A 22,258-nucleotide genomic window follows, 5' to 3' on the forward strand; every position below is an offset into this window, starting at 1 on the left:
CATTCAAACTAACTATGATGGAGGTGCTACACGATGCATGTTGGACGTGATATGACAGAGTTATCAATGACTCCGAAAGATCAATGGAATAAAGAAGAACTCGCTTATTTTCATCATTCCTTACAACAAATGATGCCCTACCTAAACGTAGAAGGACAAACCATTTATAAAGAAGTTGTAAAAGAAATTGAGGCACGTGGTGGTTTACAAAAAAACGAAGCTAGTTGGACCCATGGCGCAAAAATTTCTTACGATTAAGAAAAACGTGTTCCCTAACTTGGGAACACGTTCCATCTCCTATCTTTCTTACCTGTTGTAAAGGACCAAACTGGTGAAGTCACTTGTCCACCATATCGGTCTTCGACTTTTATATACCATTGATACGTCGTATTTTCCTTTAAATTCTCCAATTTCACTTTTGCATTGCGCCAATTTGCTACAAAATTATCTTTACCAATTACTTCATTCGTGTACACGTTTACTTCTACATAGTCTGTTGCAACTTGTTTTATTGCAGGTTTTAAATCAACGTCTAATTCAAATTCATCTTTTCCTGGATACTCTTCTGGTTTATAAAAATTATATTCATTTAAATATGGAGAGTACGTTTTAACATACATTTTGTTCGCTGTTGTATCAAATTGCAAAAGACGCATATAACCTTGCCCACCCTCTGGACCACCTTGATAATCCGCTAACATTTGATATACTTTACGATCTGTAACGCCATCTCCATCATCATCAATTTCATCAATCAATGTTTCACTATCATGATAATGTCCGCTCAACACAGCTAACACATTCTTATTCGGTTTAACTACTTCATTAAAAATTTTATCGCCAATCGGACTACGATTACCCGATACAAGTAAATATTCATGGAATGATAAAATTACTTTTCGATTTGGATATTTCTGCAATACTTCCTTCATCCATTGAATATCTTCATCTGTAACGCCCCATCCCATATACATCATAATAAAATCGTTACCTTTTGCTGAAATCAAATCATAGTGTCCACGGTTATTCTTATAACTTTCACCGTAAAATGGCTTATCTTTAAAACGCCAATCCCCAAAATATTTTGAGTATGCTGTATAGTCCTCATCTTTATGATTTACATCATGATTCCCAGCCAACACACCATACGGTACTTTCGCATTCTCAAGTACTTTCATATATTCATCTGCACGCTGCCATTGAAATTCTTGATATGCCTTATCAACAAGATCTCCTGTATGGAACACATATTTAATATTTAATGGATCTTTTTGCGCAGCAATCCAGTCAACCTGACTTTTATAAATATGTGGATAACTTTCGGAATAATACTGTGTATCCGACATCCATACAAATGTGTAATCAAACTTATTTGGTGAACTTGGAATTTGGTCTTGTACGATGACACTTACTTTTTGATTTTGTACATATTCTTTCGCTAATACAGCACCTTTTAATTCAAAATCCTTGTCTCCAGCAATTTTCGATGTAAGTTCTGTCCACTTATTTGTCGTATAGTTCCAAGCATACATCGTAACTTTTCTTCCTTCTAGAGAATGACCATACCACTTTACTTCTACCGTATCATCATTTCTCACATCATCAGCAACTGTTACATCAAAGCGATGGTACGGGAATTTCTCTGTTGATTCCGTTGTATAATATTTCCCATCTTTTTTACTAACTTTACTTAGCTGATCTTGATCAAACCTTTTCTCACCATTTACAGCAAAAGCTTGTGGTGGTTCTTGCTCTATTGTATTTTCGGTAATTTTCATACGATCCGTTTGATTTGGCTTATACGTATACCCTTTATAAAATGTTGCCTTCATTGCATCATTTGTTGGATCGGTTACTTTTGCTTCAAGTGTCGGACTCGTACTCACATTTTCCTCTCCGTCTTTAGGTGCAATCGGAGTAGGATCTGTTGGATTTTCTGCCCAGGTTTCAAACATAACTGTCTTTTCTTGACGATTCCCGACTTGGTCCTCCGCCTCCACATGTAGCTCATGCTTTCCTGCTGCTAATTGTGCAGATGATGTTTCGTATGGAGTTATAATCTCTTTACCGTCCAATATAACTTTTTTATTTTTCACTCCTGCTATATCATCCGTAACTGTTACATCGATTGGAATTTTCCCTTTATATTTTTTTTCGTTCTGCACCGTAGTAGAAATCTGTGGTGGTGTGTTATCAACTTTTACATTCGAGGCGACTTCTTTATTTACCCCATCTTGCACTGCAATTCGATGATTTCCATCCTTGACTTGTTTTGTATCCCATAAATACGCATTCGAAATAAATTTGTCTTCCGGAACCTGGAATCCGAACGTAAATACTGGTGTTGATGTATCTCCATCACCAACTGATAACTCCTGATTTGGATTTGCAAAGTTCGGATCATATAAAGTCGTTCCATCTGCTAATACAAGGCGAACATTTTTTAAATAAAAATCATCTTTGTTCTCTTCAACTCGATTATCAAATGGAGACGTTTTTGTGCCAGATCGAATATCAATTTTGAACAGTTCATTATATTTAATTTTTGATTGATCAATTTTTACAGTTAATGTGACATAATCACTATACGTATCATCAAATACACGCAATACTTCATTTCCAATTGTGACTGCGTTTTTAAAATACAAGTCAGTTTGCTTCACATCGAAAGCAAAATAGGCAGGCTTCTCTAAAGCGCGATATGTGTTCGTCTCTACTTTCTTTCCGTCCACTAAAAGAGAAAGTTGCTCAGACTGGGCCGACGAAGAGGTTCCCTTTAATAAAACTTGATTTGCGACCACTTCATCATCTTTTACATTAAGACGAAGAGGGCCCTTATCTTTCTCACCAGCTATTTGCACTGAGTACATATCACTTTTTACTACATTGAAGCCATCAGAAACTTCCAAGTAATATGTTATTTTCTCTTTTCCAATTAATTCCGGTGAGTAAATGGTATAATGATATTTTTTATCTACACGATTCTCTACTAAATTTTCAACTTTATATTCCGCATTAGGACTCGTTTTATAATATAATTTCACACTTTTAACTTGTTCGTTATCAAGAACAGAAAAACTCAATTTATGATCTTGAAATTCAGAAATTAGCCCTTCTGCCGGTTCATGTGAAATTGTCGGCGGAATTGCATCTGCCTTCAACACAACTCGTTCAGCCGGTACTTGTCCTTCGAATACAGTTCCAGGAGATGCATTATGCTCTGCACTACTAATCTTTTGCATCATTTGCGAGCCGTCTTGAGGATAGCGATATAAAATCCCCTTATTCGCTTTCACATCAGCTTGGTTTGCTTGATCATTGTAGTAGGCAGCTGCAATTTCTTTCCCCGTCTTTGTTGCAACGACAATGCCACGGGCACTTCCATTCGCCATTCCATTTGAGTATATTCTAACAATATTTTTATTTTCTACTAAGTTCGCTCCAAATTGTTTATTAAAATCAGCTACACTCTTCTCATTATTTTCACCATTTATAATCCAAAATACGAGAGACTGCCCCGATGGAATGACAACATCATCTGGAGTAGATCCCCAAATGAGATCCCCCTCCGGTCCTTCAGATGGATAACGATATCGAATTGTATAATCCTTAAAGTTAAGATCCTGCTCGCTATTGTTATACACTTCAATAAATTCATATCCATCTGCCTTCCCAACATTCGTCGTGTCTGGCGTCACTTCGGTAATCAAAAATGGCGGTATGCTTTGCGGATCTATTTTTTTATGTTCTACTTTTGTTTCATAGGATTTTTCAATTGTTTCTTGATTACCTTGCACGACAATTTTATAGAATAGTGAGTTTCCCCATAGCTCTTTTTTAGGAATTGTCACCTTATAAATATCGCTAGTTCCTTCTTTATTCATCTGCAATTTTTTGTGTGTTAATTTGCCATCTTGAGTATACAAAACAGCTACATTTTCTCCACCTTTAATCGTTGCAGTAATAGTTAGATCCTCTATTGCTGAATGAGTAGGTGATGCTGTATGCTCAATCGAAACGCCAACTTGACCGGACTGTTTTACTGGCTCTAACGGTACTTGAAATGGTATTTGCACACCAGGTGTTCCCTTTTCAAACAAACCTACTTTTTGCATTTCAACACTTTCAGACTTGTATGCATAAGCAACACTCTGACCAACCTTTACATCCGATTTCTCATATGTTGCAGACGATAAAACTGTTCCGTACTGATCAGCCAGTTGAATGGTTCTTCCAGCACTATTAGACATTCCATCTGATTCAATTTGAAGCACTTGTTCTTCAGTTATATTTCCACCGGAGGCTTGAATAAAATCTTGTTTTGATAACCCTGCATTTCCTTCATTTTTAATCCAAAACACTCTCGTTTCTTTTGAAGGGATTGTCACATTTTCTGTAAAATTCCAATCTTCACTTCCAGTTTCTGAATACTTATAAATAAGTTTATAATCTTTCAATGGTATTGCTTCACTTGAATTATTGTATATCTCTATAAATTCATATCCATCTTTCCCGTTCACGTTTATCGTATCTGGCATTAGCTCAGTAATCATAACTTTCCTATTCTTTGTATAATCTTCTCCCTGATGCTGAACAGTACTTACATATTGTTCTTTTTCTGGAAAGGTAATAACCTTTCCGCCCTGTTCAATTTCAAACCAATATGTAAATGTATCAGACCAAATATCTGACTTTTGAACAACAGTGGAATATAGATTATTCTCACCTTTATTCATTTTTAGTTTTTTCACTAACAAACCGGAGGCACTACGATATATAAGGTTTACTTTTGCCTCATCGTACGTACTTGCTAACTGAAGTTCAATCGGTAAATCCTCATGTGCATTAATTTTCACTTTAGGTACATGCACTGTTTCTTGTAATGGCTTTTCTTTTTGTGCAGGCTGCTTTTCTATCGTTTCTTTGGAGTCTGGCTGGGCTGCCTCTTTTTGTGTGGATTCTGTAGATGCTTTTTCTTTTTCGTGCGATTGGAATGTAGTGTAAGTCCCAGGGGATGGTATTTCATTTTTTATTTCTTTCTTTGTTTCGTTCCAAAAAGAATGAATTGATATATCTTTATTCTCTTTTCTTGTTTCAATGACATCTACCGTTTTATTTTTCTCATTCGTTACTTCAATCCTAATTTGTTCATTACTTAAATCCTCAGTAGCAAATAAAACTTGATCTTCTTTTATTTTTGTCTTATAGCGCTCATTAATCTCATTAACTGTTTTATTTCCAAATAAGATTAACTTCGTTTCTTTTGGTTGGACAGATTGCTTTTCATTTTCCTCTTTAAATTTTAGCACTTTTCCATTGACCTTCAGTTGAACATTCTTCATATCCATAACTTTCGCCGATGAGTTATACAATTCGATATAGCGTAGATCATCTGTATAATGAACTTCTGAAATGAGAGCTTGCTGATTTCGTTCCTTCTCCTCAGCGAAAGTGACATAGCCTGACCCAGCTAATGTTTGAAGTAAGAAAGCTGCTACAACCGCTAAGCGGATTGCTTTTTTTAACATTTTCTATCCCCCTTTAAATTTTTCATTACAACTTTCATTGTATTTGTCATTTGTTAAGGAAATATGAAATATTTGTAAGATATTGTTATATTTATGTCGAAAAAACTCCAACCGTTATGGTTGGAGTTTTTTCACGCACTCTTCATAAATTGTTCGATGCGATTTCGAAATAGGTAATTGTTCAAACTCTTCGGTAGTGATAATTCTTAAATGATCCGTTTCAACAATTGGTTGCAGCGCGGTGCCATAAAATACAAAGATATCCCACGTCCGATGAGTAAACGTATGTTGCACATTTATTGCATAATCATCGATGGAAATAGACATGGAAAATTTCTCTTTCATATAATCAGTAAGCTGTTGTTTCTGATTTCGAATTCCTTCGCTAATTTCAACGTTCGGAAATTCCCACATGTTAGCAAGTAATCCGGTACTCGGTCTTTTATTAACAACATATTTTCCATCTTCCGTACGCAGGACACCGGCAACAAGCGGAACCATTTTCGGGGCCTTTGCTTTACTTTTCACTGGTAATTCCTTTTGTACTCCTTCGGCAAACGCGCGGCAATGCTCCCGAACAGGACAGAGAAGACAAGATGGATTTTTCGGAACACAAATAAGTGCCCCTAGTTCCATCAGCCCTTGGTTAAAATAAGATGGATTTTCTTTTGAGATAATTTGGCGAACAACATCTTCAAATACTTTACGTGTTTTCGGTTTTGCGATATCATCCCAAATTGACAAAATACGTGATAATACACGCATTACATTTCCATCAACAGCCGGCTCTGGAATCCCGTAAGCAATACTCAAAATGGCCCCTTTTGTATAGGGTCCTACACCTTTTAACTTTTCAATTTGTTTTACATCACTAGGAACTTTTCCGCCGTATTGTTCCTTCACTTCTTTTACGGCAGCATGTAAGTTACGTGCTCTTGAATAATAACCAAGACCTTCCCACGCTTTTAACACTTCTTCATCTTCTGCATCAGCTAATGCTTCTAATGTTGGAAACTTTCCCATAAAGTTTGCGTAATATGGTTTTACAGCTTCAACCCGGGTTTGCTGAAGCATAATTTCCGAAACCCAAACGCGGTATGGGTCTTTATTAATGCGCCATGGTAAATCACGCTGCTCTGTTTCAAACCAACTAATTAAATCATGTTGGAATTTTTCTATGTTAAAGTCATCTAATATTTCAAGCTTCAAACTTGATCCCCCTCATTTTTTGCATATACGTACTATTATAAAGAATTTAGGAGAAAATTTAAGTAAGATGATGTAAGAAATAAAAGGCAAATGCCTTGTGATATAGAATAAAAAGAGTTACATTAATAAAAAACGGAGGTGGTTTTCATGGACACAGCCACTCATCTTGTCATGGGCGTTACATTAGGAAGCTTAGCAACACTAGATCCCGTGCTCAGTCAAAGTGACTTCGGACCACAAGCTGTGATGTTTGCAACAATTGTCGGTTCTAATATTCCTGATATTGATACTGTTTTAAAATTAAGAAACAATGCAAAATATATTCGAAATCATCGCGGGATTACTCACTCCATCCCAGCTGTTATTCTTTGGTCATTTTTGGTTAGTGGGATTACTTTTGCAGTATTTCAAAGCCCTCCCTATCTTCACATTCTTCTATGGACATTTATTGCCGTGTTTCTTCATGTTTTTGTTGATATTTTCAATGCATACGGTACACAAGCACTGCGGCCCTTCACTAAGAAATGGGTGGCGCTAGGCGTTATTAATACATTTGATGCCGTCATTTTCTTCATTCATACATTAGCGATTGCATGTATGCTTGTCGGTGCAAATAAAGGTTATGCCGGAGTAGCTGCTTATATGTTAATGACCGTTTATTATATCGGCCGAATTATGATGCGCCAAAATGTAAAAGGTGTCGTAAAAAAACGATTTCGCGACGTTGAACAAGTCATCATTTCACCGTCATATCGCTTTTATCATTATCACTTAGCTATCGTTACAAAAGACCATTATTTTGTTGCCCGTTGGCATCGCGGTAGTATTATGGTTCATGATAAATTCGAGCGCATTCCATTACCTGATAACGATGTCATTCGTGCCGCTCAAAAAGATGAAAACATTTCAGCATTCTTATCATTTTCTCCTGTCTATCGCTGGGACATTTTTGAATACAACGATTATTATGAAGTTCGATTTATTGATTTGCGCTACCGCAGCAAAGATTATTATCCATTTGTTGCAATTGTGCAGCTGAATAAAGATCTTGAAATTATGAGTTCCTACACAGGCTGGATTTTCAGCGAAGAAAAACTGCGCAAAAAATTAGAATTAATTCCGCATTAAAAAACGACCACAATTGGTCGTTTTTTAATGTTTTACATGATTTTCTTGATTGATTAAATGGCTGTACTTTGGATTATTCGTTTGTATTTCATGCAAACGCGCTCCTTGGTTGTTAATCCACGCTCGTACAACTTTCTCTGTCATTTCAATCCCTTGGTACGTTCCTATTTTTGCATATGTCGCACCAAAGTCCTCCCATAACAACTCAATCCAAGTACGTGCTTGAGAGTAAGAAAGAGAAGCATTTTTTTCAAGAAGTTCTTTCGTTAATTTTTCAAAAATATCGTTCATGTTATGTCTCCTTTAGTCAATTCATTCATTTTTTTCAACATATAAGTCACGGATATGCAAAATACAACATAGCCGCTACTTACTTTCTCCCTTTGTTTTAAGTCTTGCACGTGGCAGGAAAGGGCACTGACCACTTCTATACACGGTCAGACGCTCTCGTCCTCCTAAAAAAGGGTTTATATATCCATTTTAATTTTTCAACATGTAAGTCACGGATATGCAAAACACAACATGACCTGCACTTGCTCTCTCCCTTTGTTTTAAATCTCGCACGTGGCAGAAAAGGACACTGACCGCTTCTATGCACGGCCAGTTACTCTCGCCCACCTAAAAGAAAGAGGTCTTTGTATGGTCTTTGTATGGTTTTTATATCGTTTTTTTATTTGTATTTATCTAGAATATTTTCTCTCACATTGCACAATCTATAAGTGATACTTTTTGTATCAATTTGTAGCGAGGGGGAGTTCCTCTTGGGCAAACAATCTGAAATTTGGTCTGAAGCTAGAAATAACAATAAGTTAGACGGTTCTCCAAAAGCAAAAGCTCGTTTTGCTTCAAAACGACCTAACGGCACTATTAATACGCATCCGCAAGAGCGAATGCATGCCGCTAATCAAGACGAAGCATAATAAATGTCTATCGATAACTTCTTACACGAGGTGATAAGATGAGTTACCGCGATCATTTAGACCGTCGTTCCGAATTATTCAACCCTACGTGGGCGCGTCCAAAACATGCAAAAGCACAAGTAAATGGACAAACGCAGCAAAATCAATCTCTTATTATTTTGGCAAATGAGATGAGAAAACGCCAAACTTGATTGCCTATCTCCTTTAACAACTACGAAAAGCGAAAACCAGAGCAGCCAAGGCTCTCTGGTTTTTATTTCTTTTGCAATAACGAAATAGGAATACCAATTTCCTCTGTTTCATTTTGTTTATTTCCCCAAGCAAATACCCCATTGAAATACGTAATTGTAAACGATGTACCTGGTTCTTCTACAAGTTCATATGTTTCACCAATCTGAAATGCATGTATATCCGTCATGTAAGCACGAGCCATCGCAATTTTCCTCATTAAAACATCAAATTCATTTACAATACCAAGTTGTTCTGCTTTTACCGCTTGTTCTTTTAAAATGCCAATTTCTTCCCTTAACTCATGTGGTGTCATCTCACTATAGCGCTTTGGCATATTTCTCATATTTTTCTCCCTCATCCTTCTTCACGTTTCATTTGAATAAATACTTCTATTTCATCAATCGAAAAACCCTTTCGATATAACGCTTGCTTCATCTTATTTTCATACGTCCAACCATCATATTTCTTATATTTTTCATGATATTTATTACCATGATAGATAAGGGCTTCTTCTTGCTTTTTATCATCCTTTTCATCTTTTAGTTCTTCTAAACAAATTTGAATGATATCACGCCCATACCCTTTGCGTACTAACATCTCTTCTAATTTTTGTTTCATTTGTAGAAAAGAATGTCTTTGATAAGACTTTTTCTTTTTTTCTATAAGTACAAGAGCATTTTTAATTTGCTTCTCCCCGGAATACTCCTGTAAACTATGAGTAATCATTAGGTCCGAAATCCCTTTACTTAACAGTTCACGTCTAATAACAATTGGTCCTTTTTGATTCACATTGCTATGCGTACGCACATATGCAATTGCATACTCTTTATCATTAATATAACGGTCACGTAATAGTTTTGAAATAACTTCAGAGATGATGGCCTGTCCAATTTCTTTTTTACGTAATTGCTCTTCTACTTCTTGCTTCGTTCTCATTTGATGCGATAAATAAGTAATTGCATATAAATATGCTTTTTGTACTTCTTCATCATATATAATATTTGCTAATTCAACCTCATCAAATTCCAACCCTTTTTGAAGCCCATGTTTTATTAAGGTCACTTGATCAACACTAAAACCATATTCTTCTCCATGACCTTTATCAATGTAAATATTAAATCTTTCTTTCGTTCGTTTTTGTACTTCTATTTTCGTAATGACAGCCATAAATTTCACCTCAATATCATTTTAACATACTATGAAACAAATTTGAGTTTCTTGAATATACATAATGAGGAGGGATTTCTCTTGGAAATTGCTATTTCTGGAGGAACAGGTTTTATCGGAAAAGCACTCACTTTATATTTAGCAAGTAACGGACATACCGTATATATCCTGACACGTCACTTAAGAGAAAATCATTCCCCTGCAAATATACGGTATATAAATTGGGATGCTGATGCTTCGGAATTCCCGCTTTCTTCCGTTGATATCGTTATTAATCTTGCCGGAGAATCTATTAATAATGGTCGCTGGACTAAGAAACAGAAAGAAAAAATTATAAATAGTCGTATAAATACAACAAAAGGCTTAATTGAACAACTACAAACGTTAAACCATTACCCAAACACGTTTATAAATGCAAGTGCGATTGGCTATTATGGTACATCAGAGACAGACCTATTTACAGAAGAGCATCCTAAACAGGGGAATGATTTTTTAGCCACTACAGTGCAATTATGGGAAGAAGAAGCGAGTAAAGCAACTGATCTTGGTATTCGTACTATTTATACGCGCTTTGGTATTGTTCTTGGAAAAGATGGAGGAGCACTACCGAAAATGTTACTTCCATATCAATTCTTTATTGGAGGAACAATCGGATCAGGAAACCAATTGCTCTCTTGGGTTCATCTTGAAGATGTTGTTCAAATGATTGATTTTGCGATTCACACAAAAGAAATAAGCGGTGCATTCAATATTACAGCTCCTCATCCTGTAACAATGAAGGAATTTGGAAGAACAATCGCGAAAGTGCTGTATCGACCACATTGGTTACCAGTACCTGCTTTTGCACTCAAAACCCTTCTCGGTGAAATGAGCAGCCTTATTTTACAAGGACAAAGAGTATTACCTCAAAAAGCAATACAACACGGATATACGCATTCCTATGCTACTTTAGAACATGCGCTTCAAAATATTGCATCGCACTCATAATAAAAAACTCGCAACATAAATAAAAACTCTTTCTTTTAAGATGGAGAGAGTATCTGGCCATACATAGAAAAGGTCAGAGCCTTTTCCTAACGCATGCAGGGATGAAAACAAAGAGAGAAAGCGAGTGCATATCATTTTTTCTGCATGGCAGCGATTTATAAAGAAAAGCGGAAGCGGCTCACTCAGAACAAGAGGGGGATGGAGCTTCTGACATAGAGGCGCTTTTTGCCTCGACGGAAGACGCGAAGCCACCGACTGTTCTAGCCGCTGGAGCTGGATCATAAAGAAAAGCAGATCCGACTGTTTAGGCCCGTTGGCTAAGGTTCTTTCACACAGAAGGTGTTTTTCACCTTCTCGTGTGGAAGGTTCTTAGACATGAGGGCTTAGGAGGCAGAACTAGACAAAGAGGTTAAAAAATTAAAATAGATTTCTATAGAACAAAGAGGTTATTATGAAAACATTATTTAAGCAAGCGACTGTTTATCCTATTACATCCCCTAAATTGCAAGGTGATGTATTAGTAGAAAATAACAAAATTGTTGCATTAGAACGATTTATTGAAGTTAGCGAGGATATGACCGTTATTTATGCACGTGGCCTTCATCTTCTTCCAGGCTTTATTGATGTGCATACACATCTTGGTTTATATGATGAAGGAACAGGATGGGCTGGAAATGATGCAAATGAAACCGCGGAAGTATTAACACCTCATATTCGTTCTCTAGATGGCATTCATCCTTTTGATGTTGCTTTTCAAGAAGCTGTACAAAGCGGTATTACAACCGTGCATGTTATGCCTGGAAGTCAAAATGTAATCGGCGGAACAACATGCGTCATAAAAACAGCAGGAAATAGTATTGATCATATGGTCATTCAAGAACCTGCCGGTTTAAAAATTGCGTTTGGAGAAAACCCAAAACGAATGCATAGCAACGGAAACAAAGAGTCTATTACCCGTATGGGAATTATGGGGATGCTGCGAGAAGCCTTTTATGAAGCAAAGCATTATGGGAATGATACCGACTTTCGAATGATTCCTATCTTGCAAGCGCTCCGCCGCGAAATTCCTATACGCGCCCACGCCCACCGCGCTGATGATATTTTATCTGCTCTTCGCTTTGCTAAGGAATTTAATCTTGATTTACGTATTGAACACTGTACAGAAGGCCATCTCATTGCTGATAAATTAGCAGGCCACGATTTAAAAGTATCTGTCGGTCCAACATTAACACGCCGTTCAAAAATTGAAATTAAAAACAAATCTTGGAAAACCTATTATACTTTATCTACTCATGGGATTGAAGTCTCTATTACGACAGATCACCCCTATACACCCATTCAATATTTAAATGTTTGCGCAGCTATCGCTGTGCGAGAAGGATTAAATGAACATAAGGCCCTCGAAGGAATTACGATTATACCTGCTCGCAACTTACGTTTAGAAAAGAAAATCGGTAGCATAGAACCTAGAAAAGATGCTGATCTTGTCCTGTGGACTCATCATCCTTTTCACTATTTAGCCAAGCCTGTATTAACGATGATAGATGGGAAAATTATCTACACAAAAAATTCATAAAAACTAGTTTATTTTTTTGACTAGATGAAGTATTATACGATTATAAACTGAATGAAACCATGATCAATTTGTGTCGTGACTAGTAATTTCAAATTGATGAATGGGGAAGGCAAATGGTGCGCCACCAGCATTATAGACTGGTTCTAGTGGGTTCGATTCCCACCCCGAAATTTTTTTAAGTTTTATATAAAAATTTCGAGGGTGGGGTGTTTTTTGTCGTCATGCTACCCTCTTTTTAGGAGGAGATAGTATGTTAAAAAAACGTGACCTACATGACAGCCACGTTCTATACGATTTGATGATTCACCCTGATGTCTTCCCCTTTGTGCGTCAAAAGGCATCTTCTTATGACGAATTTTTATTTTTAACAAAACAAACGATTGAAGCTGAAGAGCGCGGAGAATTAATTTCACGCACAATTGTTGATGAATGGGGAAATCCAATCGGAACAATAACTTTATTTGACATCGAAGAAAAAGCAGGTTTTCTTGGCACCTGGCTCGGTAAACCATATCACGGAAAAGGTTATAATAAGCCAGCAAAAGACGCTTTCTTTAGTGAACTTTTCTATGAGTTAGATATTGAAACTATTTTCATGCGAATTCGCAAATTAAATACTCGTTCTATTAAAGCTGCCGAAAAACTACCATACGTCAATCTAGCAAATGAAACGCGTAAATGTGTATACGATCAAATTAACGCAAACGGTGAAGTATATAACTTATATGAAATTCCAAAAGATCAATACACACTACACACAATGCGCGAAGCAACATTCCAAGACGCTCACCATTTAAAAGAAGCGTAATCTATGTATATCTCCCTCTGTCATTGGTAACGATAGGTAATGACTTTATGACACGAGGTGAACTGGAATGGATAAGAAAAGACGTGAAAAAACGAAAAGTAAATTATCTAGCACACAAGAAGTTCTCTATCAACGTGAATTTAAAAGAGCAGATCGTGCAGCTGGATATAAACCAAAAGGGATTTTTTAACATATCGCTACCTCTTGTTCAGAAGAGGTAGTTTTTTTTGTGGAAAACTTTATCCACAAAAGCGTTAAAAATGTGTATAAATTCGAATATCTTTCCTATAAAAGAAGAATTTAACCACAGTGAGTTTGTTTAATTTGTGGATATTTTCACTAAAATTTGTGGATATTGTGGATAATTTTGTTAATATTTTAAGTTTACTGTATATTGGAAGCGGATTCTTTTGTGGATAAAGTGATATTCACATTCGCCTTCTCTATTTTTTCAAAATCCTAACGAAAATAGCTATCCTCACAAATAGTGAGATACAACCAAAACATTCAAGAAATTCTATCTCTAAAATGATGATTTTTTCAATTACATTTTTACATACAATTTCTCTTCTCCCTTTAAACGAAATAACGAAAAAAACCTCCTTCCACTCAGATAGAAAAGAGGTTCTTATATTAAGTAAAAGACTGTACAAGGGCTGTTGAACGTACTGGTGAATGTACCCGCACGTGATTTTCCTCTAAAATAGAATCCACAATATGAAACGCTGGTTCCGGACGATAAATGCGTTTCATCGCTTCTTTCATTTGCAATAACTTCATATCATCTTGCAATAATTCTTTCGTTTTCGAAAAGATTTCATGATCTTCACGAATAACAACTGCTGCACCTTGTTTCTCAAAATACTTCGCATTTTCATTTTCTTGTCCTGGTACTGGTTTATATAAAACGACAGGTACTTGCAAAGCTGCTGCCTCACTTAATGTAATCCCTCCTGGTTTTGTAATCATACAAGAGGTAATACGGAACAGCTCATCAATATTCTCTACATAACCGAATACTTTTAATGCATCTGAATTGCTTTCTTGTAGTTGTAACAAATCTTCTTGCAATGCTTTATTCTTCCCACAAACTACGGCTATCTGTAGATTAGGAACTGATAGAAAGGACTGACATAACTCTTTTACACTTCCTAGCACTCCATGTGCCCCTGCTACAATAAGTAAAGTCTTTTTGTCTCGTGACAAATCATACTTATCATACAAAGCTTCTACATTAACAGATGCTTCAAAGTTTTTACGGATCGGAATTCCTGTTTCCACAATTTGCTCAGCAGGTACTCCTACTTCTATCATAATGTCCTTCACATAATCTGTTGCGACAAAATAACGATCCACTTCTCGGTGAATCCATATTTTATGCAAGCAAAAATCAGTAAGTACATTATAAACAGGAATAGAAATACCTGTTTGTTTTTTTAACTCTGGCACCGCAATGATTGGAAATGTATTAATAACAATATCGGGTTTTTCAGCTTGTAATATCGCTTTTAAACGTTTTCGTCCAAAATTGGCATACCATGATGCAATTTTTTTATCGTAAATTTTTTCAACGCCATAATAAAATAAGCGGTATAGCTCTTTCCCAATTGTATAACTTTTTAAATATAAATATTTTGTAATGTCTGTTATGACAGGATGTGATTCACTAAAAAGATCGCATACAATTACATCCTTAAGTCCTCTTTGACGAAATGTTTGTTCTAATGTTTTTGCCACTTGTACATGACCGTTACCGTAATGTGCTGTTAATATTAAAACCTTGGGGTTTTTAATCAAACAAATCCACTCCTAGCTTTTTCGGTCTTTTATATTGCATCTGTCACAATATAAAAAACAATTTCCTTATAATTTTGCATGTTTGAATTCCAACGATTTCCCGCTGGATTTGTACCTGTCGTGGATATACAAAGCATATGTTATTGACCCCTTAATCCCATCTGCTCATATCTTAACATTATACTTTCCCATAACTGCTTTCGCAATAACTTGACGTTTATCTATACTCTATGATACACACTACACTATTTCTTAATTCTTTCTATTGTTTCGTTTTCCCTTTACATTTTTGTAAATTTATCCATATCATTTCTTTACAAAAATAGTCATTATATAATATAAGTATACTCTTTTCCTTATCTTTGCTCTACTATTTCTCAAAAGAAAGCAAAAAGTCTAATCCACAATTGGATTAGACTGCTCCTAAAATATTCTTTGCTTTTTGAACACATTCTTCCGTTGGAGGCTCTACTCCTTCAAGAGGATATTTATGGCCTAGTGCCTCCCATTTGTAGACCCCTAACTTATGATACGGTAAGACTTCTACCTTTTGTACATTATCAAGACTTTGAATAAAGGATGCCAGTCTTTCTAAGTCCTCCGTACCATCAGTAACTCCAGGTACAAGTACATGACGCACCCAAATTGGTTTCTTTTTATCTGATAAATAACGAGCAAATTGTAAAATATGTTCGTTCGGTTTTCCTGTTAATTTGCGATGTCTTTTTGAATCAATATGTTTTATATCAAGTAATACCAGATCTGTATATTCCATCAAAATGTCTAGTTTTCTTTGGAATTCTTCATCTTCGGAATAGCATCCTCCTGAAGAATCAATTGTCGTATGAATGCCGCTCTCTTTGCATTTCTTAAACAACTCAATCAAAAAATCTAACTGCAAGAGTGGCTCACCGCCACTTACTGTAATACCACCGCCAGAAGTTTCCATAAAAGGAAGGTAACATGTAACATCCTGCATCACTTCTTCAACTGTTATTTCTTTCCCTTTACCAATCTCCCACGTATCCGCATTATGACAATATTGACAACGTAGTAAACATCCTTGCGTAAAGATGATATAACGAATTCCTGGGCCGTCAACAGTACCACAAGACTCAACAGAATGAATTCTTCCTTTTACCATGTTACTTCCTCCTCTATTAAAACAGCCCCCTCTGTCTTTATGAAAAACAGAGGGAAACTTTTTACTTACATGCTTTCGTGCATTGTACGGTTAATAACATCAATTTGTTGTTCACGAGTTAACTTAATGAAGTTAACCGCATAACCAGATACACGAATTGTTAATTGTGGATATTTTTCAGGATGTTCCATTGCATCCATTAATGTTTCACGGTTAAATACGTTAATATTTAAGTGATGTCCGTCTTTTACTGCATATCCATCAAGCATAGATACTAAGTTGCGAACTTGTACATCTTCTTCTTTTCCAAGCGCTTTTGGAATAATAGAGAATGTATTAGAAATACCATCTTTTGCTTCCTCATATGGTAATTTCGCAACAGATAATAATGATGCTAATGCTCCTTTTGTATCACGACCATGCATTGGATTTGCACCAGGTGCAAATGGTTCACCAATACGGCGGCCATCTGGTGTGTTACCAGTTTTCTTACCGTATACAACGTTAGATGTAATTGTTAAGATTGACATTGTATGAACAGAGTTACGATATGTTTTATGTTTACGAAGCTTGTTCATAAATGTTTTCACAAGGCTTACTGCAATTTCATCTACACGATCATCATTGTTACCGTATTTAGGGAACTCGCCTTCAATTTCAAAGTCTACTGCAATTCCATTTTCGTCACGAATTGGTTTTACTTTTGCATATTTAATTGCACTTAAAGAGTCAGCTACTACAGATAATCCTGCGATACCTGTTGCCATTGTACGAAGAATCTCTGTATCATGAAGTGCCATTTCGATACGTTCATAGCTATATTTATCATGCATGTAATGGATAACATTTAATGTGTTTAAGTATAAACCTGCTAACCATTCCATTGTCACATCAAATTTTCGCATAACTTCTTCATAATCTAATACTTCAGCAGTAATTGGTGCATATTCAGGTCCAACTTGTGCTTTTGATTTTTCGTCTTTACCACCGTTAATCGCATATAATAATGCTTTCGCTAAGTTTGCACGTGCTCCGAAGAATTGCATTTGTTTACCAATTCTCATTGCAGATACACAGCAAGCAATACCGTAGTCATCACCATATTCTGGACGCATAATGTCATCATTTTCATATTGAATTGCAGATGTTTTGATAGACATTTTTGCACAGTAGTTTTTAAAGCCCTGTGGTAATTGGTTAGACCAAAGAACTGTTAAGTTTGGTTCTGGAGCTGGTCCTAAGTTGTCTAATGTATGCAAGAAACGGAATGAGTTTTTCGTTACTAACGGACGACCATCAATTGCAATACCACCGATAGATTCTGTTACCCAAGTTGGATCACCAGAGAATAATTCATTATAATCAGGTGTTCTTGCAAATTTCACAAGACGTAATTTCATAATGAAATGGTCAACAATTTCTTGTGCTTCTTCTTCTGTTAATGTACCGTTTACTAAATCTCTTTCAACAAAGATATCTAAGAAAGTAGACGTACGGCCAAGACTCATTGCTGCACCGTTTTGCTCTTTAATTGCTGAAAGATAACCAAAATATAACCATTGGAATGCTTCTTGTGCATTTGTTGCTGGCTTAGAAATATCAAAACCATGAGAAGCTGCCATTTGTTTTAATTCTTGAAGTGCACGAATTTGCTCAGACAATTCTTCGCGTAAACGCATTGTCTCTTCGCTCATTACACTGCTCGTTAAACTTAAATCTTCTTTTTTCGCTTTAATTAAACGATCTACACCGTATAATGCAATGCGGCGATAGTCACCGATAATACGACCACGGCCATATGCATCTGGAAGACCCGTAATAACACCTGACTTACGAGCTGCTCTCATTTCTGGAGTATAAGCATCGAATACACCTTGGTTATGCGTTTTACGGTAGTCTCTGAAAATACGGCTCAATTCTTTGTCCATTTCATATCCATAAGCTTCACAAGCTTGCTCTGCCATACGAACACCGCCGAATGGTTGTAATGAGCGCTTAAATGGTTTGTCAGTTTGGACACCGACTACTTTTTCAATATCTTTATTTAAATATCCTGGACCATGTGATGTAATAGTAGAAACAATTTTCGTATCCATGTCAAGGACGCCGCCATTGTCACGTTCTTGTTTTGTTAAATCCATTACTTGATCCCAAAGTTGTTTTGTCGCTTCTGTTGCTCCAGCTAAGAAGGATTCATCCCCCTGATAAATGTTTACGTTATTTAAAATGAAATCGCGGACATCAATCTCTGCTTTCCACTTTTCACCTTTAAAGTTTTCCCATGCATTTTTTACATTTTCTAATACTTCAGTCATCCTAATCTCCTCCATTTTTGATTAGTACAGGACTCAGAATTTTTATATAACAGCTTACATATTCAGCATACTACTTTTTTAAAAAAATGAACGTTAAAGTTGTGACATGTTTGTGAATGATTGAGCAAACCACTATTAACATAGTGAAAACACAACTTGAAAACTTTGTTAAATTAACCCTCTTTTACTAATTTTTTTTTTTGGCACTCTAATAAAGGAATCCTTCTCTGTAGTATGAGAGTCGTACCCATTATAAACTGTAATACTCTTATTCCCTATTCTGTTATAGTTTTTTTTGAAACAGAATACAAAAAGTGTACCTGTTTTTTTCATTCCAGTTCTCTCTTACGCCCTTCATTATGAAAACCACCTCGCATACTAAGTTCTTCAGCAATCTAACTGTCGCCAAGCAACCCATGCAAGCTTATGCCAATAGCATTTAAATAGAGACACTATCTTTTCTTCCTATATATATAGATTGTTATATCGACAGCTCAATAACATTTATCAAGATATACAGAAACAACACTTTTGGTATTAAATAAAACAAATCACATACCTATACATGAAGTACACATACAAGTGCCAACATAATAACGTGAAACTTCTATAAGTAGGAGGAATTTTATATGCGAAAAACAAAAATCGTGTGCACAATTGGACCTGCAAGTGAACAATACGAGACATTGCTTTCTTTACTGAAATCTGGAATGAATGTAGCTCGGTTAAATTTCTCTCATGGAACGCACGAAGAACATCAAGCACGTATAAATACAATACGAAAAGCTGCAGTAGCCTCTAAAAAGAACATCGCGCTCTTACAAGATATTAAAGGACCCAAAATTCGCACAGATGAATTTGAGGGGGGACAAGCAGAATTACTTGAAGGTGCAGCTGTTACTGTGTCAATGAAAAAAGTTCTCGGAACATCTAAACAATTTTCCGTCACATATGCAGGTCTATATGATGATGTAGAAGTAGGGTCTCATCTATTACTCGATGATGGATTATTAGAGCTAGAAGTAATAGAAAAAAATAATGGCGAATTACAAACAAAAGTTATACATGGCGGAATCATTAAAGATCATAAAGGTGTAAATGTACCAAGTGTAAACATCCGCCTACCAGGTATTACTGAAAAAGATAAACAAGATATTCTTTTCGGCATACAGCAACAGGTTGATTACATCGCAGTCTCTTTTGTACGTAAAGCTGCTGACATTTTAGAAGTACGCAATATATTAGCAGAGCATAACGCCTCGCATATTCGTATCATCGCAAAAATTGAAAACCAAGAGGGAATTGATAATATAAAAGAAATTGTAGAAGTTGCAGATGGAATTATGGTTGCACGCGGTGATATGGGGATTGAAATCCCGGCAGAATATGTACCAATCATTCAAAAACAATTGATTCACACTTGTAATACGCTAGGAAAACCAGTCATTACAGCAACACAAATGCTTGATTCTATGCAAAGAAATCCAAGACCAACAAGAGCGGAAGCATCAGATGTAGCAAACGCCATCTTTGATGGAACTGATGCGATTATGCTTTCAGGAGAGACGGCTGCCGGTGAATATCCAATAGAGGCAGTACAAATGATGGATAAAATCGCTCTGCAAGTAGAAGAATCTTCTTTATTCCAAAACCAAAAGCAATTATTTCACAATGATTACAAACAAATAACCGAAACAATTGGAGCAGCTGCTGTCCAAGCAGCTTATTCCTTACAAGCAAAAGCAATTTTAACACCAACGAAAAGCGGTTATACAGCACAAATGATTTCAAAGTACCGTCCGCATACTCCGATTATCGCAACAACATCTGAACAATGTGTTCTACAGCAACTCGCACTTGTATGGGGCGTACATCCATTTTTCACCGCCCCAAAACAAACGACAGATGAAGTAATTGAACAAGCATTATGTAACGCTAAAGAGCAACAGCTTATCGCTGCGCAAGATATCATCATTGTAACAGCAGGCGTCCCTGTTAACGAACGTGGAACAACAAACCTGCTAAAAATTGAAGTGGTGAAATAAAGTGAAACTTTAATCAGTGGGGGTTTTCTTCATCCCCCACTGATTATCAGCCCTCACTAATCGGGCGCATGCCAGCAGTTTATCTCCCACCTAACTTCTTAAGAAAGGCGGAAGTGGCTCGCCCAGAATGTGAGGGGGATGGAGCTTCTGACGTAGAGGTGTTTTTTACCTCGTAGGAAGAAGCGAAGCCACCGAACATTCTAGCCACTGGAACTGGACAATGCTTTCGCCGAATTTTGAGGTGGGAGTATTACTGCCCACGAATAGCGGGATAAACCGATAGACCCCCTTCTTTTTAGAGTGGACGAGAGCATCTGGCCGTGCATAGATGCGGTCAGTGCCTTTTCCTGCCACATGCAATGTTTTAGAACAAAGTGAGAGAGCAAGAGCAGATCATGTTGTATTCTGCATAACCGCAATTTCTATGGTGAAAAATTAAAATGGATTTATATATAAGATATTTCCCTACCCGCTAGTAGAGTAAAAAAGACAGATGCACTATGTCATCTGCCCTTCTTTACTTTAATGTCTAACTATTTTTCAACGTCAATATTGCAGCTACAGCATAATATAAAGCTTTCTCATACTTCGCATGTTCGACTACTGATAAATTAACAAGCGAGCCACCACTAGCCGAAAAATATTTAATCGCTTCTACTGGGATTGCGTCTTCTTTTACTTCAATATTACTACCATCTTCCCATTGTCCTTTTTGGATATTCGCATACAAATCCCCAGTAATTTCGCCAATTTCTCCATCATGCTCAGATAGTAAAATCCACTTCAACTTTTTTAAACTTAATGTTTGTTTCAACTCACAAATCTTATTCCCTGCCAAGTCATGAAACGTATAAGAAAGGGGTATGACCACTCTTTGTCTTACAATCAGCAGCTCTTCTCCCAGTTCATTGTACAAAACAAAGCGTTTTTCATTCAATGATTTCAACAAAAGCGATACGAAAATCTTCCATACTTTTTGTAGTTTTGTTTCATATTCTTCTCTTAAAATCCCCATTGTATTTCCATCCATTGAAAAGTATGTAACTGTAGTCACGAAAGATACTTCCCTTCGTACAACAAATCGGTGTTGATGCAAGAGCGACGAAGTCCCTTCGATATGAATTGTTGTGCCAATTTTCTTAGCTCTCTCTCTTTCTACAAAGCTATAAATCATAAAAAGAAAGGCCGTTATAATCATACTGATAAAGGACGTCGTACCTTTGTTCCACTGAAAATGCGGCGTACGAACATAGTCAAGGATAAACGCTATAATAGCAACTAAAAATATAAAAATAGAAACAAAAAATAACCTTTTTCCATTCCGTGCATGATGTTCATGAATCCCCATTTTAATCTCCTCTTTTTTACATATTTTTATTATTATCTCATTTCCACATGCTTTT

The 22,258-nt window shown here is 36.4% G+C and carries 17 protein-coding genes and 1 pseudogene; 9 read left to right on the top strand and 9 right to left on the bottom strand.

Annotated features, from left to right (window positions below; genetic code table 11):
• Positions 1-33: 33 nt before the first annotated feature.
• Entirely contained in the window at positions 34-258 is a 225-nt protein-coding gene (locus MR076_RS11405; RefSeq protein ID WP_242220641.1) for a hypothetical protein, read from the top strand.
• Between the two features lie 14 nt (positions 259-272).
• On the opposite strand, the gene MR076_RS11410 is transcribed toward MR076_RS11405, so the two are convergent.
• Together MR076_RS11410 and mutY are read right to left on the bottom strand one after the other, a co-directional pair.
• On the bottom strand, positions 273-5,528 hold the full coding sequence (locus tag MR076_RS11410) for a lamin tail domain-containing metallophosphoesterase family protein (protein WP_242220642.1): 5,256 nt from the start codon (positions 5,526-5,528) through the stop codon (positions 273-275).
• A gap of 114 nt (positions 5,529-5,642) precedes the next feature.
• Positions 5,643-6,737 (bottom strand): A/G-specific adenine glycosylase, encoded by a 1,095-nt coding sequence (mutY, locus tag MR076_RS11415; protein WP_242220643.1) that lies wholly within the window; start codon positions 6,735-6,737, stop codon positions 5,643-5,645.
• A 147-nt stretch (positions 6,738-6,884) separates the two neighbouring features.
• Here mutY and MR076_RS11420 point away from each other — a divergent pair, with 147 nt between their 5' ends.
• The gene (locus MR076_RS11420; RefSeq protein WP_242220644.1) at positions 6,885-7,865 is read left to right on the top strand and encodes a metal-dependent hydrolase; all 981 of its coding nucleotides are present in this window, start codon (positions 6,885-6,887) and stop codon (positions 7,863-7,865) included.
• Between the two features lie 24 nt (positions 7,866-7,889).
• Here MR076_RS11420 and MR076_RS11425 read toward each other — a convergent pair whose 3' ends face one another.
• On the bottom strand, positions 7,890-8,156 hold the full coding sequence (locus MR076_RS11425) for a YfhJ family protein (RefSeq protein WP_242220645.1): 267 nt from the start codon (positions 8,154-8,156) through the stop codon (positions 7,890-7,892).
• A gap of 470 nt (positions 8,157-8,626) precedes the next feature.
• On the opposite strand from MR076_RS11425, the gene MR076_RS11430 reads away from it, so the two are divergent.
• Both MR076_RS11430 and MR076_RS11435 read left to right on the top strand, forming a co-directional pair.
• A complete protein-coding gene (locus tag MR076_RS11430; RefSeq protein WP_242220646.1) occupies positions 8,627-8,785 on the top strand; it encodes a small, acid-soluble spore protein K in 159 nt (52 codons plus the stop codon).
• A 38-nt stretch (positions 8,786-8,823) separates the two neighbouring features.
• On the top strand, positions 8,824-8,976 hold the full coding sequence (locus MR076_RS11435; RefSeq protein WP_154709370.1) for a YpzG family protein: 153 nt from the start codon (positions 8,824-8,826) through the stop codon (positions 8,974-8,976).
• A 62-nt stretch (positions 8,977-9,038) separates the two neighbouring features.
• Here the strand turns inward: MR076_RS11435 and MR076_RS11440 are convergent, their stop codons facing one another.
• Both MR076_RS11440 and recX read right to left on the bottom strand, forming a co-directional pair.
• The gene (locus MR076_RS11440; RefSeq protein WP_242220647.1) at positions 9,039-9,359 is read right to left on the bottom strand and encodes a YfhH family protein; all 321 of its coding nucleotides are present in this window, start codon (positions 9,357-9,359) and stop codon (positions 9,039-9,041) included.
• A gap of 11 nt (positions 9,360-9,370) precedes the next feature.
• On the bottom strand, positions 9,371-10,183 hold the full coding sequence (gene recX, locus MR076_RS11445) for a recombination regulator RecX (RefSeq protein WP_242220648.1): 813 nt from the start codon (positions 10,181-10,183) through the stop codon (positions 9,371-9,373).
• Positions 10,184-10,264: 81 nt separating this feature from the next.
• On the opposite strand from recX, the gene MR076_RS11450 reads away from it, so the two are divergent.
• From MR076_RS11450 to MR076_RS11465, 4 genes are all read left to right on the top strand, one after another.
• Entirely contained in the window at positions 10,265-11,170 is a 906-nt protein-coding gene (locus MR076_RS11450; RefSeq protein ID WP_242220649.1) for a TIGR01777 family oxidoreductase, read from the top strand.
• Positions 11,171-11,621: 451 nt separating this feature from the next.
• Positions 11,622-12,746 carry an amidohydrolase gene (locus MR076_RS11455; RefSeq protein ID WP_242220650.1) on the top strand — a complete coding sequence of 375 codons (1,125 nt, stop codon included), beginning with the start codon at positions 11,622-11,624 and terminating at the stop codon, positions 12,744-12,746.
• A 250-nt stretch (positions 12,747-12,996) separates the two neighbouring features.
• Positions 12,997-13,554, top strand: coding sequence for a GNAT family N-acetyltransferase (locus tag MR076_RS11460; RefSeq protein WP_242220651.1), 558 nt, complete (start codon positions 12,997-12,999; stop codon positions 13,552-13,554).
• A gap of 67 nt (positions 13,555-13,621) precedes the next feature.
• Positions 13,622-13,744, top strand: coding sequence for a YfhE family protein (locus tag MR076_RS11465; protein WP_242220652.1), 123 nt, complete (start codon positions 13,622-13,624; stop codon positions 13,742-13,744).
• 443 nt (positions 13,745-14,187) lie between these two features.
• Here the strand turns inward: MR076_RS11465 and MR076_RS11470 are convergent, their stop codons facing one another.
• The 3 genes from MR076_RS11470 to pflB form a co-directional block, all read right to left on the bottom strand.
• Positions 14,188-15,351, bottom strand: a complete 1,164-nt coding sequence (locus MR076_RS11470) for a diglucosyl diacylglycerol synthase (RefSeq protein WP_242220653.1) — start codon at positions 15,349-15,351, stop codon at positions 14,188-14,190.
• A 412-nt stretch (positions 15,352-15,763) separates the two neighbouring features.
• Positions 15,764-16,495 carry a pyruvate formate-lyase-activating protein gene (gene pflA / locus MR076_RS11475; protein ID WP_242220654.1) on the bottom strand — a complete coding sequence of 244 codons (732 nt, stop codon included), beginning with the start codon at positions 16,493-16,495 and terminating at the stop codon, positions 15,764-15,766.
• A 65-nt stretch (positions 16,496-16,560) separates the two neighbouring features.
• A complete protein-coding gene (gene pflB, locus MR076_RS11480; RefSeq protein WP_242220655.1) occupies positions 16,561-18,810 on the bottom strand; it encodes a formate C-acetyltransferase in 2,250 nt (749 codons plus the stop codon).
• Positions 18,811-19,439: 629 nt separating this feature from the next.
• Here pflB and pyk point away from each other — a divergent pair.
• A pseudogene (gene pyk, locus MR076_RS11485) lies at positions 19,440-20,849 on the top strand (pyruvate kinase); the annotation flags it as partial.
• Between the two features lie 535 nt (positions 20,850-21,384).
• Here the strand turns inward: pyk and MR076_RS11490 are convergent.
• Positions 21,385-22,203, bottom strand: coding sequence for a sugar ABC transporter ATP-binding protein (locus MR076_RS11490; RefSeq protein WP_242220656.1), 819 nt, complete (start codon positions 22,201-22,203; stop codon positions 21,385-21,387).
• Positions 22,204-22,258 lie beyond the last annotated feature (55 nt).

The organism is Bacillus cereus group sp. BfR-BA-01380, assembly GCF_022663535.1.
Taxonomy (GTDB): Bacteria; Bacillota; Bacilli; order Bacillales; family Bacillaceae_G; genus Bacillus_A; species Bacillus_A cereus_BB.